The sequence below is a fragment of the Sediminicola luteus genome, assembly GCF_002514735.1.
GTDB lineage: Bacteria > Bacteroidota > Bacteroidia > Flavobacteriales > Flavobacteriaceae > HQA918.
Genome location: NZ_NBWU01000001.1, coordinates 488,117 through 504,634 on the forward strand (window position 1 = coordinate 488,117; position 16,518 = coordinate 504,634).

12 protein-coding genes are annotated in these 16,518 nt (G+C 46.2%); 10 read left to right on the forward strand and 2 right to left on the reverse strand.

The genetic code is table 11. From position 1 onward, the window contains the following. Window position 1: 1 nt before the first annotated feature. From B7P33_RS08855 to rimM, 4 genes are all read left to right on the forward strand, one after another. Entirely contained in the window at window positions 2-3,763 is a 3,762-nt protein-coding gene (locus B7P33_RS08855) for a T9SS type B sorting domain-containing protein (protein ID WP_172435904.1), read from the forward strand. A 65-nt stretch (window positions 3,764-3,828) separates the two neighbouring features. Continuing rightward, the gene (locus B7P33_RS08860; RefSeq protein ID WP_097441615.1) at window positions 3,829-5,382 is read left to right on the forward strand and encodes an alkaline phosphatase D family protein; all 1,554 of its coding nucleotides are present in this window, start codon (window positions 3,829-3,831) and stop codon (window positions 5,380-5,382) included. 227 nt (window positions 5,383-5,609) lie between these two features. Continuing rightward, complete coding sequence (locus B7P33_RS08865) at window positions 5,610-6,143, forward strand: 30S ribosomal protein S16 (RefSeq protein WP_097441616.1); 534 nt, start codon at window positions 5,610-5,612, stop codon at window positions 6,141-6,143. A 98-nt stretch (window positions 6,144-6,241) separates the two neighbouring features. Beyond that, window positions 6,242-6,769, forward strand: a complete 528-nt coding sequence (gene rimM, locus B7P33_RS08870) for a ribosome maturation factor RimM (protein WP_097441617.1) — start codon at window positions 6,242-6,244, stop codon at window positions 6,767-6,769. Between the two features lie 22 nt (window positions 6,770-6,791). Here the strand turns inward: rimM and B7P33_RS08875 are convergent, their stop codons facing one another. Then, window positions 6,792-7,592 carry a hypothetical protein gene (locus B7P33_RS08875; protein ID WP_097441618.1) on the reverse strand — a complete coding sequence of 267 codons (801 nt, stop codon included), beginning with the start codon at window positions 7,590-7,592 and terminating at the stop codon, window positions 6,792-6,794. 229 nt (window positions 7,593-7,821) lie between these two features. Here B7P33_RS08875 and B7P33_RS08880 point away from each other — a divergent pair, with 229 nt between their 5' ends. From B7P33_RS08880 to B7P33_RS08895, 4 genes are all read left to right on the forward strand, one after another. Further along, entirely contained in the window at window positions 7,822-9,081 is a 1,260-nt protein-coding gene (locus B7P33_RS08880; protein ID WP_097441619.1) for a parallel beta-helix domain-containing protein, read from the forward strand. A gap of 6 nt (window positions 9,082-9,087) precedes the next feature. Continuing rightward, window positions 9,088-10,203 carry an SO2930 family diheme c-type cytochrome gene (locus B7P33_RS08885; protein WP_097441620.1) on the forward strand — a complete coding sequence of 372 codons (1,116 nt, stop codon included), beginning with the start codon at window positions 9,088-9,090 and terminating at the stop codon, window positions 10,201-10,203. Window positions 10,204-10,337: 134 nt separating this feature from the next. Continuing rightward, a complete protein-coding gene (locus tag B7P33_RS08890; protein WP_097441621.1) occupies window positions 10,338-11,786 on the forward strand; it encodes a sulfatase family protein in 1,449 nt (482 codons plus the stop codon). 59 nt (window positions 11,787-11,845) lie between these two features. Then, window positions 11,846-12,541 carry a helix-turn-helix domain-containing protein gene (locus B7P33_RS08895; protein ID WP_216359374.1) on the forward strand — a complete coding sequence of 232 codons (696 nt, stop codon included), beginning with the start codon at window positions 11,846-11,848 and terminating at the stop codon, window positions 12,539-12,541. 2 nt (window positions 12,542-12,543) lie between these two features. Here the strand turns inward: B7P33_RS08895 and B7P33_RS08900 are convergent, their stop codons facing one another. Further along, the gene (locus tag B7P33_RS08900; RefSeq protein WP_141402428.1) at window positions 12,544-14,535 is read right to left on the reverse strand and encodes an FG-GAP repeat domain-containing protein; all 1,992 of its coding nucleotides are present in this window, start codon (window positions 14,533-14,535) and stop codon (window positions 12,544-12,546) included. A 242-nt stretch (window positions 14,536-14,777) separates the two neighbouring features. Between B7P33_RS08900 and B7P33_RS08905 the strand changes: the two genes are divergently transcribed. Then, window positions 14,778-15,362 (forward strand): hypothetical protein, encoded by a 585-nt coding sequence (locus B7P33_RS08905; RefSeq protein WP_141402429.1) that lies wholly within the window; start codon window positions 14,778-14,780, stop codon window positions 15,360-15,362. 8 nt (window positions 15,363-15,370) lie between these two features. Then, window positions 15,371-16,510: a hypothetical protein gene (locus B7P33_RS08910; RefSeq protein WP_097441624.1), complete on the forward strand. Its 1,140-nt coding sequence runs from the start codon at window positions 15,371-15,373 to the stop codon at window positions 16,508-16,510. Window positions 16,511-16,518: the final 8 nt, after the last annotated feature.

Genomic DNA, 16,518 nt, shown 5'->3' on the forward strand with positions numbered 1-16,518 from the left:
TATGGCCCTTTTTACCCCTCAAAAAGGTCTTACATCCAAAGCCTCTTATGCCTACAAGGCATGTGTCTACCTTTGCTTAGTTTTTTCAACCATACCTTTAGTCGCTTTTGATACAGTAGACAAAACCTATACTTTAAAAAACGAATTCTCAACCTATTTCGCCCCAGGCGACTTTGACGACGATGGTATTTCCGATATAGACGAAGGCCTAAATTGCAGCCCAATCTACAATCAATCGACTATCACAACCAACAACCCTCCACCTTGTACCAGCGGAATCGACACCAATACCTATATTCGGGTGAACGCCAATTCGGCGGGTTTCGGAGGCACCTGCGATGGGCCTTGGACCTCAACTATGATAGTAACTTTTAACGACCTTGTACCCGGAATACCGGCCACTTATCGGGTTAGCTCTTCCCATGCCGCATGTGGCAATCAAAAACCGATGACGGCAACCTTGACCGGGCCAGACGGTTTTTCGAGGATTACCCAATGTGGGGGCACCATTAACCAAGGGTACGGCAATTGGACCCCGACCTTTACACCAACTTCCACAACGGCAACCTTTACCATTCAAATCAGTATTCCGGGGCCGAACAACCAGACCGGCGGGGATATTTGGGTTAATATAGACGCCCCTAGACAAACCATCTACCCTCAACCACCTCACAGTGCACCTCCTGGGGCTGCCACCTGTACATCTGTAGACACCGATGGTGATGGCATCCCAGATTATCAGGACCTTGACAGTGATAATGATGGTATTTTGGATATCAACGAAACCAATGCAGACACCGATGGCGATGGTATTGGTAATTGGCGTGACCTAGACGCAGATAACGATGGAATTTCCGATCTTATTGAATCGGGCCTGGATGCCCATGTGTTCGACCCTGATTTAAATGGTGTTATAGATGGCCCGCAGTTTGCCGATGCCGACGATGATGGCCTGGCCGAAATCCTAGAAACAGACTACGGCCCCAACCAGAGTATAGTACCGGCCAGTACCGATTCCGATACTATACCAAACTATCTAGATTTAGATAGTGACCAAGACGGCCTGCCCGATGCGCTCGAGGGGGTGACTACAGCCCAATTCCAAACCCATGATGGCAATGTATCTGACAACGATACCGATGGCGATGGCATAATCGATCTTAGAGACCCGAACGATACTAGTGCAGGTGACTTTGGCGGGTTGTTCATACTAGCTGTAGATACCGATAACGACGGTACCCCAGATTATCTAGATCTAGATAGTGACAACGACACCTATCTGGATCAAGATGAAGGTGGAAGTACTATTTCCCAGGTGAGTTACCAAAATCCGAACGGTAATCTTAGCAACCTCCTCAATGACCTTCCCGATGAAATTCCCAATGACAACGAAGTAGGTTTCCGCGAACAATGCCTACCCCAAATAGAACCCGGCACCGACTTTTTAGGCTGTGATGCGTATTACGTACTCCCCGACCTACCCTCCGGCGGTAATTATTTTGACGGCGACCAAGGACAGGGTAACGCGTACTTCCCTGGGGACACTATTACCCAAGACATTAGATTATACATCTACAAAGCCGGCCCACGCCCCGATTGTTACAGTCAAAACGAGCTGAACATCAGTTTTAACCGCTTTACCCAAACCGGACAATTGGGCCCCGATCAAACCATTTGCTCAGGTACCTTGCCCCAAACCTTAACCGCCAGCACGCCTACCATAGCCGAAGGCATCTTAAGTTACCAATGGCAACAAAGTAGTAATGGCACCGATTTTAGTGACATTACTGGAGCCACTGCAGCAGATTACGCCCCAACCAGACCATTTACCAGCGAGCAATGGTTCAGAAGGGTAGACACCTCCATCAAACAAGGCTTGGCCTGTACCCAAACCACCAATTCCCTTCACATAAGCATCATTGACCTACAAGTGGGACAATTCGGTGGGCCGATTGATCTTTGTGTAGGGGAAACGCCTCCTGAACTGACTCCGCTTCAAACCGCTCAAGGTAGTGGTACCTTAACTTTTCAATGGCAACAAAGTAGCGATGGTACCAACTTTTCGGATATTGTAGGAGCAACCACCCCAACTTACCAACCTCCTCTTTTAAACGATAACAACTGGTTTAGAAGAATGGACACCGCCACTACCAATGGAGAAAGTTGTTCGGCACCTACAAACGCCATTCGCATTCGGATCAATCGTATTGAACCCGGCCATATAACCGGCGACCAATTACTTTGTGCCGGTACCACCCCAAACACCCTGAGCCCCGATGTTATGGCTACGTCCACGGGCAACTTAGGCTTTCAATGGGAAGAGAGTCTCAATGGCACTGATTTCATCGCTATACCCAATGCCAATGGGGCCCATTACGATCCACAGGTTTTTAGTGGCGTAAAATATTTCCGCCGTATCGCTAGCTCCGATCTTGATGGTAAAGTCTGTTATGCCGTATCGAATACGGTTACGGTAAGTTACCAAGAACCCATCAACCTTCCGGAAGCCGTAGTCACCCCCTTTAGTTGTGAGCCCGGGGAAAACACCCCCGCCGGAACTACGGTTAGCCTTGATCTAACACAAGTTACCGGAGGAAATGGCAACTATACATTTATTGAATTTATCTGGGACAACCATACCTCGGAAAACACCCTTGACGATATTTCGCTTCAGGTAGGCCCAAGTAACACCTATACCAGCACTAGCCAAGAAGACCAAACCCTTCTTATCCGGGTTCAAGACGAACTCGGCTGCTGGGGCCAGACCCAGGTTAATGTATCGGGGGTTACCCCCTTAACGGCCACGGCCACTATAACCCATGAATTATGCGAAGGATTCAACGATGGCGCCATTTCCCTAAGTATTGAAGGAGGCACCCCACCCTATCGCACCAGCCTAAATAGCAATAACGCAACGGACTTTATCGAAAACCAAACGCTTTTCGAAGGTCTGGTGGGCGCACAACAATATGTGATCTATATACGGGATGCCAAAAATTGTGAAACCGTGGTCTTAGCCGATTTGAATATGCCCGTAAACCTAATGGCCGAACCCCAAATAAGCTATCGCTGCGATACCGGTTCGGGAGTGGCCTTAAACCAGGTTTATTTTCAAGTAGACCCCAGCCTTTTGGACAGAACACTCTTTATTCTCAACGGCGATTACGAATCGGCCAGTCTCGACCCTGTTTTTAACAATCTGGCTCCGGGCGCTTACCAATTGACCATGGCCCACGACAATGGCTGCATTATGGATGGACCCAGTTTTGAAGTACAGGCGTTTGGCGATTTGGCACTAAGTCTAGACACCCAGACCCTAAATACCATTATTGCCGTAGCCAGTGGTGGTAATCCGCCTTACCAATACCGTATGGAAAATGGCGAGTACCAAGACCAGGCCCAATTCCCAATAACGCAAACCGGCACCTATACCCTATGGGTGAGGGATGCCAATGGTTGTGAGGTTGCCGCATCTGTCTACAAAGAGTTTTTACCCGTAGAAATCCCCAATTTCTTTACCCCAAATGGCGACAACAGCAACCAAATCTGGAAACCCACCAATCTTGAGTTATTCCCTGAAGCACGTACGCACATCTACGATCGTTATGGACGTTTATTAAAAATTCTGATCGATCCCGAAGGCTGGGACGGTATTTACGAAGGCGAACAGATGCCGTCGGGCGACTATTGGTACCTGCTCCAAATTCAAAAAGATGCAATAGTATTAGACCCAATTATTGGCAACTTCACCCTCTACCGCTAGGCATAAATAATGGTTTCCTAACTTTTAAAACCGCCTTTCTAGGTATTTTTGAGCAAAAACCAAATATGACCCGCTCGTTTTTCTGTGGTGTAATCGCCCTTCTATGCCTGTATGCTTGCGGACCGAAAAAAGAAAAAACTCCAAAACTGGTAGAGGCTACCGCCCACTTACGTCAAACGGAACTAAAACCGTTTTACCATGGTGTAGCCTCGGGCGACCCGACCCCAAATAGTGTCATTCTATGGACTAGGGTGAGTCCGGACACCCAGCTTAGCGAAATCGAGGTACAATGGGAGCTGGCCCTAGATGCCACATTCACCCAAGTTATCCAAAAAGGTAGTTTTAATACGGATGGCGGGCGCGACTATACCGTAAAAGTCGAAGCTACGGGATTAGAACCCAACACCCATTATTTTTATCGCTTTCATGCCTTGGAAGGCACTTCGAATACTGGTCGCACCAAAACCAGTGGTGATCCTTATTCCCTGCGCTTTGCCGTAGTCAGCTGCAGTAATTACGAGGCAGGTTACTTTAATGCCTATGCCCGAATCGCCGAAGAGCCCGAACTCGATGCCGTTATCCATCTGGGGGATTATATCTATGAATACGGTGTTGGGGTATACGGCGACACCACCATAGGTCGGAAACATATTCCCATTCACGAAATCGTCAGTCTTCAAGATTATCGTGAACGCTATTCGCAATATCGTCTAGACCCCGACCTTAGGAGCGTACATGGCGCCCATCCCTTTATCGCCATTTGGGACGACCACGAAATTACCAACAATGCCTATGTGGATGGGGCCCAAAACCATCAGGCCGAAGAAGGAAAATATAGCGATAGACGTTCGGCCGCCCGAAAGGCCTATTACGAATGGATGCCCATACGCGAACAAAAAGAACACTATAGGAAATTGTCCTATGGCCCCTTGGCCGATGTTCTGATGCTGGACGAAAGATTGGAGGGCCGTACCAAACAAGCCGATAGCTTGGCCGATCCAAGTCTTAATGCCGCAGACCGACAAATGTTGGGAGATACGCAACTAGAGTGGCTTCAAAACGGATTGACCCAATCGGAGGCGCGTTGGAAACTAATCGGTAACCAGGTAACCTTCTCGAAGTTACAATGGGGTTACGATAGTTTCAATACCAATCTCGATGCCTGGGACGGCTATCCGGCCGAACAGCAAAAAGTGGCCGATATCATTACTGAAAACCAATTGGAGAATGTCGTTTTTTTAACTGGCGACACCCACAGGGCTTGGGCTTTTGAAAGCACTATAGACCCCAAGGGCTATAATTCCGAAACCGGAGCGGGTGCCATCGCCATTGAATTGGGCACCACCAGTATTACCTCCGACAATGCCAATGAACGCCAGCCTGGGGTTGATGTTATCCCTCATGAAAAAAAGATAACCGGTGCCCCATTGAACCCCCACCTCAAATATGTAAATTCCAGAGATCATGGGTATCTGCTATTGACCTTAACGGATAGCCTGGCCACTGCCGACTTCAAAGTGGTAAAGACCTTGCGGAAACCAGACCCCCAGATTGTATCGGACACCATGTTCACCATAGTCTCGGGCAGAAATCGGCTATCCCCCGTAAGGGAAAAATAAAACAGGAATCTAGTAGCATTTCAATTTTGAGATTCAGCCTATAAAAAAGCAGGTTTTTTAGGTGGTATTTCCATGTTGAAATGGTATATACTTGCCAAAACCAAGAGAATACGTATATTTGCACCCGCTTTTCACCCGATTATGTTCGGGAAAAGCCCTTAGAGATTCCCGCATTCGCGGGAATGAATTAATAACCAGGGTCGGGCACCCTACATAATTAATGTGATATGCCAGTTAGAATTAGATTACAGAGACACGGTAAAAAAGGAAAACCTTTCTATTGGGTAGTTGCTGCCGATAGCCGTGCCAAAAGGGATGGTAAATTTTTGGAAAAATTGGGAACTTACAACCCAAATACCAACCCTGCTACCATTGACCTAAACGTAGATCAAGCCGTACAATGGTTGGAAAATGGGGCCCAGCCTTCAGATACCGCCAAAAAAATCCTTTCTTACAAAGGCGCTTTAATGAAGCACCACTTGAACGGTGGAGTTCGTAAAGGAGCTTTTAACGAAGAAGAAGCCCAAAAACGTTTTGACGCTTGGTTGGCCGAGAAAGAGAAGTCCGTTGCTTCTAAGGAAGAAGGATTGGCCAAGGAAGCCGAAGCTGCCAAAGCCAAAGCCCTTGCCGCTGAGAAAGAAGTAAACGAAAAGCGTGCCGCTGCCGCTGCCGAAGTTGAGGCTGCCGCTGCTGCTGAAGCTACCGAAGGGGAAGAAGCTGCTGCCGAAGGAGGCGAGGAAGCTACCCAAGAAGAAGAGTAAGCTGCTTTTTGCCAACCCTCATCGCGGGGTTTTAAGACAATCTAAAGTCCTGTTCGGGAAAATGTTTAAGAACCAAGAAACGGTCGAATTTTAAACGTGTGAAAAAAGAAGATTGTTTTTATCTCGGCAAAATCGTTTCAAAATATAGCTTTAAGGGTGAGGTATTGATTAAACTCGATACCGATGAGCCCGAAGCTTACGAAAATATGGAATCAGTTTTTGTTGCCCTTGGCAACCAACTGGTTCCATTTTTTATTACCCAATGTCGGCTACACAAATCAAACCTGCTCCGAGTCCGTTTCGAAGATGTGAACACCGAGACCGATGCAGACCGCATTATGGGGTCCGAACTCTTTTTACCCCTTAGCCTTTTACCAAAACTAGAGGGCGACCGATTCTATTATCACGAAATCATCGGATTTGCCGTTATCGATAAGGTACACGGCCCTATTGGCCAAGTTACCGCGGTTAACGATACCACTTCACAAGCCCTTTTGGAGGTAGAAAAAGACGGAAAGCAGTTGCTTATTCCCATTACCGACGAAATCTTGGTCAAGCTAGACCGGGAACAAAAAAACCTCCAGGTACATTGCCCTGAAGGCCTTGTTGATCTGTATCTCGAATAAAGGCTGGTAGCCTAAACTTGATTTATTCTTTAGCCAAGGTATAGTTTTCCCAAAAGTCAATGGTACCTTGGGAATAGTCGGTTCCACAATGTAGTTCCTCACCTAAGTTTTCGGGCACGGTTACCCGAAAGCCCAAGTCGCTGTAGAAAGCAATACTTTCTTCAATATTCTTCAAGAGGAAATCACCTGTACCATAATCGAAATGGATGTGATGTTTATCTCGAGCTTCGCTGTTGGCTTGCACATCCCATAAAAACCCACCTGAAGCCCTATAGCCACCACAAACTACAAAGGCAGCCGCTTGATAGGTATCCCCAGACCTATGGATGAATTCATTGGTGTAGTAGTGTGAGCCGCCCGACACCGTCTCTACCAATAATTTATCGGCCGGTAAATCGTATTTCTCTATAAAGGCATCCAGTATTACCGAAAGCCCTTCGGTATCCTGCACCTTGGCCCAACTCGGTATCTTTTCTCCGCTCTCGCGGGTCTTGAAGGCGTTGGCCGTAGGCACCACCAGTATAATATTATGGTTTCGGGCATACTCCACCTGGCGGTAGACCGCGCCAAGATGCGGATGTGTTCCCCCATCGCCATGTAGATAGAGTGCCAATTGTTTTGGTTCGCCTTTGGGCAATACAAAAGAAACCTCCATGCCACCCAATTCGGTAATAAAGCCCGGATCTTGGGTCACTTGGGTAAGGAACTCCTCCTTGACCTTGATTTCAACCGCTTGGCCCTGATTATCCCCGGTTTCTTCATCCTTACTACAGCCATAAAGGCCTAGTAGTACCAATACTAAACAGCTAATTCGATTTTTCATAATGTTTGATAAGATTTAGGTGTTTTCATAACGGTCGTTAACCACTACTATTCTTTTGGGCCTCGAAAATTCGACCAATAACACTGTGTCATAAATACACAAAAAACATTATTTACAGACCGACTGCGCTGTTTTTTCTTAAAATCGGCTTATTTAACGACTTGAATTCTTTATATTGAGCCTGTTATAAAACAAACCGCTCAAACACAACTTCAAATAGCCCTGGAAAATGAAAAAGAAAATACTGATAGCCGTATTGTTGGTCTTGGCCCTTGCCGCCTATTTCGTACTTCGCGATACCAGCACCACCATTGATGCAAAAATAGATGTGGCCGCGTTACCCCAAGCCTCGGAAGCCCAACTAGAGGCCATTGCCGAAAGTTTTATTCTGGCCAAAAAAGGCGATGTCATCGAAATACCTGAAGGCTATTACGAATTCAGTACCCAATTGTATTTAGATAAAGTACCCGGGGTAACCATAAAAGGCGCCGGTATGGATAAAACGGTGCTTTCCTTCAAAAACCTGACCGTAGGGGCCGAGGGAATTAAAATCTCTGCCGACAGTGTATTGATCTCTAGCCTTACCGTTCAAGACACACCCGGCGATAACATTAAAATACAGAACAGTAAGGGTGTAACCTTACAAAATGTGCGGACCACCTGGTCGCAGGGTCCGGCCGAAACAAACGGGGGTTATGGCATTTATCCGGTTACCTGCCAAGATGTGCTTATTGAAAACTGTGAGGTTTCCGGTGCCTCAGATGCCGGTATTTATGTAGGTCAATCACGAAACATTGTGGTCCGTAATAACTATGTATTTAACAATGTGGCCGGTATAGAGATTGAAAACTGTATCAATTCCGAAGTCTACAAAAACCTATCGACCCATAATACCGGCGGCATATTGGTTTTTGACCTACCCAGTCTTCCCGCCGGAAACGGACATACCTGCAAAGTCTATGACAACGAAATCATCGAAAACAACTATAAAAACTTTGCTCCCGAAGGCAATATCGTGGGTACGGTTCCCCCAGGGACCGGTATCATCCTTTTGGCCGCCAAAAACGTGGAGATCTACAATAACAAAATCGTAGGACACAAGACCATGGGCACGGCCATAAGTAGCTACCAAACGGTACAAACGCCATGGAACGACGCCAATTACGACCCCTTCACCTATGATGTATACATTCACGACAACAGCTACCACAGCGATGGTTACCGCTTTCCCGATTATTCCAAAGATTTTGGTAAACTGGTCGTATTCTATCTCGGCGCCAAAGCCAAGGATATTGTCTATGATGGAATACTGGATGACAAAAAAGGTACGGATTTGGCCCAAAACCCCATGAACCTATGTATCCAAAACCAAGATGGGGCCAGTTTCGCCATGATCGATGCGGCCAATGATCTGCAAAATATTTCCGACGACCCGGCCCCGTACGATTGTACCCATACCATTAAAACCGATGTTTCCGCCCTACAATAACTTCCTATGCGCTATTACGCCCTACTTTTATTTTACCTACTACTTATTGCCTCCTGTAAACAAGAACCTAAAACAACCGAGGCGCCACAACCAATTGCCCAAAAGTCCGACCCCCAAGCCTTCTTTAAGGACAGTGTTATGATGCAGCCGGAAAAACTGCCCTATAAATCCCTCTCGGAATACGGCTTTTTCTCAGGAGACATCAAAGCTTTGGCCCCAAACCCTGGTGTAATACCCTATGATTTGATCACCCCATTGTTTACGGACTATGCCCATAAAAAACGGTTTATTTGGATGCCCCAAGGGGTACAGGCCAAAATAGGACAAGAAGACAGGGTCTTAGATTTTCCCAAAGGCTCGGTCATTATCAAAAATTTCTACTACCCCAAAGAAGATTTTCGGGCACAACGCATTATGGAAACCCGATTGTTGATCCATGAAGAAGCCGGTTGGCAGGCCTATCCTTATGTATGGAACAACGCCCAAACCGAAGCTCAATTAAAGGTTACCGGTAAAGTTATGCCCATTACTTTTACCAATCCAGACGGTGAAAAACAATCGATTAACTATGTGGTGCCCAATAAAAACCAATGCAAGAACTGCCATAACCGTAAAGATGTGCTCATGCCCATTGGGCCCAAGGTAATGCATCTGAATCGTGACCTGACCTTTGGAGACGGCAGCATGAACCAGTTACAAAAACTGGATTCGGTTGGCTATTTAGCAAACTACAATCCTCAAAAAGCCTATACCAAAGTGGCCCAATGGGACGATGAAGCTGCCGATTTAAACGATAGGGCCAGATCTTATCTCGACATCAATTGTGCCCACTGCCATAATGCCGAAGGATCGGCCAACACCTCTGGACTCTTCCTAGATTACCTAGAAACCGACCCCACGCGAATCGGACTTTGTAAATCGCCCGTGGCTACCGGAAGGGGTAGTGGTGGTCACCAATACGATATAGCACCGGGCAATAGTGACGGGTCTATTTTGAGCTACCGTATGGCCTCGGTACAACCCGACATTATGATGCCCGAGATCGGTCGGGTGTCGGTACATAAAGAAGGGGTTTCCCTCATAAATGCGTGGATTGATGCCATGGTGCCCAATTGCGATTAAGGCCATTTATCGATACGCCATCAAGCCCGCTAAACCTTTTGTAGCTCGCTTTGTCTTTTCGAAGCAGTTGTTGGTTGGATAGTTGGCCAACTTCATTTTGGTTGTACTATCTTAAGGCATTAAAAACTTGGATTATGAAGTTTCCCTTATGGTTAATAGGCTTGGCCCTCGCTCTAATAGGTTGCAAAAACCAATCGAAATCTGATGCACTAAACCCCGAGCGCCCGCCTAACGTAATTATAGTATTTACCGACGACCAAGGCTATAACGATGTGGGGGTTTTTGGAGCCAACGATATTGCCACCCCGCATCTAGACCGTATGGCCGCTAACGGGCTAACCCTTACCAATTTTTACTCGGCCCAAGCCGTTTGTTCTGCCTCTAGGGCCGGACTACTTACCGGATGTTATCCTAACCGGATCGGTATCCATAACGCTTTTATGCCCAACACCCCCATCGGTTTAAACCCAGAGGAAACCACCATGGCCGAAATGCTCAAGTCCATTGGCTATAGCACCGCTATCTTTGGAAAATGGCATTTGGGCGACCAGCCCGAGTTTATGCCCACAAAACAAGGTTTCGATGAATACTTCGGTATACCGTATTCCAACGATATGTGGCCCTTACACCCACAGCAAGGCCCTGTTTTCGATTTTGGCCCTTTACCCCTTTATGAGAATGAAAAGGTAATAGACACTCTTACCGATCAAACCCATTTAACCACCCAAATTACCGAAAAAGGGATCGATTTTATAAAACGGAATAAGGCTAACCCTTTTTTCCTGTACGTGGCGCATCCGCAACCCCATGTGCCTTTGTTCGTCTCAGATAAGTTCAAAGGAAAGTCGGGTCGGGGCTTATATGGCGATGTGATTATGGAAATAGATTGGTCGGTGGGCCAACTTATCCAAACCCTTAAAGAAGAAGGTTTGGAAGACAACACCTTGGTTATTTTCACCTCGGACAATGGCCCATGGCTGGCCTATGGCAACCATGCTGGAAGCGCGTATCCGCTTCGCGAGGGCAAGGGCACCGCATGGGAAGGCGGTCAACGCGAACCTTTTATAGCCCAATTCCCAAAAAGTTTCCCAAAAGGAAAAACCTTAGACCAACCTCTAATGGCCATAGATCTTTTACCAACCATTGCCGAACTGACCGGGGCTCCCCTACCCCAGAAAACCATAGATGGTAAAAGCGCCTTAAGCCTGTTCGAAGGCAGCACCCAAGAATCGCCCCAAGACACCTATTTCTTTTATTATCGGGTAAACGAATTGCATGGCCTGCGCCACAAGAACTGGAAAATGTATTTCCCGCATAAATACCGCACTTTAAATGGCGGCAAAGCTGGCATGGACGGCCAAGCCGGGCGTTATAACTATGTAGATATAGAAGAAGTGGAACTCTATAATTTAGACACCGATGTTTCGGAAAAAAACAATGTCGCCGAACAGCAACCTGAAATCGTGGCAAAAATGACCGCTTTGGCCGAAGAAATGCGCCAAGAACTCGGGGATGCGTTAACCGAACAAAAAGGAACCGGCAATCGCGAACCCGGAAAAATGACCAGCGATAAACCACAATAAAAAAATGGTCGTATCTTGGTAACGAAAGGCAACCCCATATAACCCTTTACCGTTGCCCAATGAAGATACATACCGAAAAAGAACATTTCATACATATGGGCCACCATGCCTTTAGGCTTCGCAAACTCTTCCAAAAAGACCTTGCCAAAGCCAAAGAGTTGTTGGAATTCCTGCCATATGGAGTTTATATTAACGGTAGCGAAAGTGGTCGTTATGACCATATGGACCTCAAGCTTAGGTTAAAGGGCCCAGAGATAGAGGCCTTGGCCGAATTAGGCATGGCCTATTTACCCCAGATAAGTAATTTACATCTACTGGAACTAACCAAAAGGAAGGCCGCCTCTTTTTACCAGACCAATGACAAGCTTGGATCTACTTCTTATTTTCAACAAATATCCATGAATGGGCAAATGGTGTATTTACATACTACAAAACTACACCTAGAGGGCCAATCGTATTTGAACTTGGCCACGCTTTTACCGGAATTAGGGCAAGTGGGCAGGGTGGTCGAAGGCATTCTTTCTTCTCTGAATGAGAACTTGGGAGTATGGCAATACTTTGATACTTTGGGTAAAAAAGAGAAGGTAATCTTTAAACTACTGGCCCAAGGCTTGGATAACCACCAAATTGGTGAACGCCTATTTCTTTCGCACCATACCGTAAATACCCATAGGCGTAACATTTACCAGAAAATGGGTATTCAGAGTATTGGGGAACTGGTTCGAATGGGTACCGCCTTAGAGCTTATTGAATAAAATCACCTTTTAAAATACGTATAGGTTGCGGGTTGCTGGGGGCCATCAGTAGTCATGGTAGTAGTCGTTTGCCAATTCCGCCTATTCCAATAGTACAAGACCCCGGTTTCGGTACCCACCAAAAGTTCAGGCACCCCGTTGCAATCAAAATCAGTCACTTCAGGTCCGTCAGTATGGCCCATTAGGGTTCGAGATACTATCCTACCCATATATTGCAACACGGTTTTATCGCCCTGCTTCCCCATATTCCTCATCCAATCTACCGCCGGTTTAGACGAAAATACTAGGTCTTCGAGCCCATCGCCATCCCAATCGGCCCATTCTATCTTTAATCGGCCATGACTCTTACCGGTACGCTGGTTCAACTGGATCGGACTACCATCGGGAAAAACAAAGCTGCGCTTCGGATGCGACAATACCAATTTCCCATCGACTCTTTTTCTTAGAAAACAAGCCAAATACCCTTCATAGTCCAGCATGACCAAATCTTGCAACCCATCTTGGTTATAGTCCATGATCAAAGGAGAGGTTCGCCATGGGGCCAATAATTCGTTGCCTTCGGAAACCCCTGGAATCCATGCCGGTTTCTGGGGCTGGCCTTCCCAATCGACTAGTAAAGGTTCGGGTGCTGCCAATTTTGCATTTCCCTTCTCACCTTTGTTTTTGATGAATACTATATTTCCATTATGCTCATTTACCAATACATCGGGCAGGCCGTCATTATCCCAATCGCCCACATCTAAAGTGGTATAACCCCAATGCGGATCTTCGGTACCCGGCAAGGCCGTTTCGGCTACCAGTCTAATAGGGCCTTCATTGGTGGTCAAGGATATAGGTCTATCCCATTTCGGGGGAACACCGCCTAGGTTTTTTACAAACAATACATCACCGGCTCCATTACCACTTATAATGTCGTCCAATCCGTCGTCATCCCAATCAAAAACCCTTGGGGCGGCCAAGGCACCCAAATCGAGATAACGGGCCTGTTGTTGTAAAAATAATGGAGCTTCGAATTGGGGCATCCCCTGCTTCAGGTTTCCCGTATTTCGCACCCAAGTAACCTTGCCTTCTTCATCGCCGGCCAAGATATCGAGATGGCCGTCTTGATCAAAATCGACCGTTCGCAATTTAATAGCACCCCCATAAAATGAATAAAACTGTAGCGGTGTTTCCTGTATGGTAATGAGCTTCTGGGCTTTGAACTGCGGCACACCATTTTCTAAAACATCACCTTCAAAATAAGCCAATTGACCAAAAGGGGTAGCTGTTACATAATCGTAATCCCCATCGGCATCAAAATCGCCTAGTGCAATATCGATATGATAGCCCGGTATTTCGAATGAAACATCATCTATAAGTGTTAACGGTTGTGAATAACTTGCTTCAACCGACTCACCTTCATTTTTAAACCACAACAATCGAGGTTTACCATTTTTAGTCTGTGCACATACCAAATCATGCCGGCCATCGGAATCCAAATCTACTTGTAGCCAACTGTTTTTTTGGGTGTCGATGACATACTCGTTTAAATATTTGGGCATACGTTGGCGGTCCCAAAATACGTTTTGGGGCACATCTTTATAGATTATCAATTCGGTCTTGGAGGCATCTGGAGTAATGACATGGGTACGACCAGCTACCTCCGACACGGCAAAAAATTTACCATCGTGCCCTAATCGAAAACGGTCCGACGACACCCTTCCAGCATACCTAAACAATGGAGAAGACAGGGATTTACCAATATTCTCAAAATAATACACCCCAGACTCTACATAACTGCCTGCCTCCGAAACCAATAAATCCATATCACCGTCGCCGTCGAAATCCATTGGCATGGGCACCGATTTAAATCCCACATCGAGATCCACTACCAAATCGGGGTTTTGATAGGCCATCTTTAGCATTTCATAAGAGTTTTCCATGGGCCTGGCCTCCCGCTCCGAGCCACAAGAGATAAAAACCAGCAAACAGCAGACATACACTAACCACTTCATATAAAACAGCTTAAGATTCAAGTCGAAAGGTACATATTGCCCCCAACCCAAACGTATGGAATTTTACCAAGCCTAAATCTTATTTTGCTTATATATGGTCTTCAAGGATAAATTACCATAAATCTAGTATTGCACTTAAACCCGAACACACCTACTTTTACCCTACCTAAATCTACTAGTCCAAGCTTTTGAAATCCGCTTACACCAACACCAAAGCCTCAATGGCTGCCAAACCTCAAACTATGAAATCCCTTTCTCGAGCCTGCCTTATTTGGGTAGGCTTTTTTCTTGCCCCATTACTTACGATCCACGCCCAAGAAGACACGCCCTACCATCGTATGGATGGCTTTTGGATACGACTGACCGAAGATGGCCGGTTTACCAGTCTTTTCTATTTCAAAGGGGACGAAATTCTTGAAATCGTGAACGAAGATGGCGAATTCAAATTTTTCGAAACGACCCGTGATGGTTTGCCAACCGTTAAAAAATCGTTCCAAGTTGGGAACAATGCCGTTTTTATTTGGAGCGCCACCTGCCCTGAAGGTGCTTGTATATGGAGCGAGACCCAAAGTTATCATTTTTCGTTGCTCACCGATACTGAGATGCAAGTACATTGGAACCGGAAAGTAAACAACAAAGACGCTAAAGATTATGGTGGCATAGACTGTTATGGCGAAGGCGGCAGGTGTTTTATTCAAGAACGTGAATTCGTAATGCACAAATACCAAGAAGGCTATCCCATTCCGGCCTTAGAAGGTAAGGACCTAAAATTCAGGACAAGTTTGAAAGAGTGGGCAGACGAATATATAACCCAAAAACGCCCATAAGCATACAGATGATAAAGAAATACCTTACCCTTCTAGCCCTTGTTATCCTTGGACCTTTTTCTTGGGCACAAACCACCCAGGAAGCATTTCAAAAATTCACCGAAGCCGTTTGTGGGCATCTCGATTCTTCTTATGCCAACAAAGCCAAACATGAGATTCGTGACCATCTCAGTGGGGCCATTGGAAAAGCGGTAGCAGACGAAGCCTTGTTCAAGGCGGTCAGGGAAGCATTTGAGACCGAAAACCCAGACCTATCGGAAATGATGGCCCAGAGTAAGTTTGAAAGTGATGTAATGGGCCATATCTATGCCCATTGTGAACTTTATGGCCAACTGGATAATGCCCAGAACAAACTCGCGTATAAATCGGTTAAGTCCATTATAGGCGAGGTATGCCCAAAACTATCTGAGTTGGACGAACTACCACAGTCGGAATGGCTCGACTATGTAAACATAGTTCAAAACGAGGCTATTGAAAGACATATGGATGTGGTGCAAGAAGAATTCGGAACGGTGGGTAATGACCCCTTTTTTGTGGCCCTATACGAAGAAAAGGTAGCCAATTGCCCCAAATACATCGAGGTGGTCGAACTTATGGATAAGTTACAAGCGCAGGAAAGTGACCGCATCAAAAGCAAACGAATGGCCCCATTCGTAACCAGTTATTGCGAATACTTGGGTTCGGGATGGGAAGGTAAATCGAAGACCGAGTTGGAAGCCATTAAAAAACAGGCTATGGAAAAGGCAATGGATGAACATGGTGAATTAATGCAAGACATCATCAGTGCCTTTCGCGAAACTTTCCCCGAAGATGGCGACGAACGCTTTTCCGACACCTTTGAAAGTTACACCAAAAGCCAGTGCGATCGCTATGCAAAGATGCAAGAAGAAGTCTTGGCCGATAACGGAAGTGTTTTGACCCAGGTACAAAACGATCTTTGTCAGCAAATGCAAGCCGAGGAAGACCCGACCAAAATTAGCGAGGCTCGTTTTCTTGAATTGGCCCAAAAATCACTTAACAAATATAATGAGGCCTTAATCGCCGAATATGGCGCCATAGACGACAGCACTTTTATTCAGACCCTGTTTTTAAAGCTGGCCATATATTGTGACGCTTACGAAAAGTACATAGAAAGCCAAACCGACTAAGACCGAAT

Coding starts and splice junctions, on each gene's coding strand:
- B7P33_RS08855 (WP_172435904.1), top strand. CDS start 2: ATGGCCCTTTTTACCCCTCAAAAAGGTCTTACATCCAAAGCCTCTTAT.
- B7P33_RS08860 (WP_097441615.1), top strand. CDS start 3,829: ATGACCCGCTCGTTTTTCTGTGGTGTAATCGCCCTTCTATGCCTGTAT.
- B7P33_RS08875 (WP_097441618.1), bottom strand. CDS start 7,592: ATGAAAAATCGAATTAGCTGTTTAGTATTGGTACTACTAGGCCTTTAT.
- B7P33_RS08910 (WP_097441624.1), top strand. CDS start 15,371: ATGATAAAGAAATACCTTACCCTTCTAGCCCTTGTTATCCTTGGACCT.
- B7P33_RS08890 (WP_097441621.1), top strand. CDS start 10,338: ATGAAGTTTCCCTTATGGTTAATAGGCTTGGCCCTCGCTCTAATAGGT.
- B7P33_RS08905 (WP_141402429.1), top strand. CDS start 14,778: ATGAAATCCCTTTCTCGAGCCTGCCTTATTTGGGTAGGCTTTTTTCTT.
- B7P33_RS08885 (WP_097441620.1), top strand. CDS start 9,088: ATGCGCTATTACGCCCTACTTTTATTTTACCTACTACTTATTGCCTCC.
- B7P33_RS08865 (WP_097441616.1), top strand. CDS start 5,610: ATGCCAGTTAGAATTAGATTACAGAGACACGGTAAAAAAGGAAAACCT.
- B7P33_RS08900 (WP_141402428.1), bottom strand. CDS start 14,535: ATGAAGTGGTTAGTGTATGTCTGCTGTTTGCTGGTTTTTATCTCTTGT.
- B7P33_RS08895 (WP_216359374.1), top strand. CDS start 11,846: ATGAAGATACATACCGAAAAAGAACATTTCATACATATGGGCCACCAT.
- B7P33_RS08880 (WP_097441619.1), top strand. CDS start 7,822: ATGAAAAAGAAAATACTGATAGCCGTATTGTTGGTCTTGGCCCTTGCC.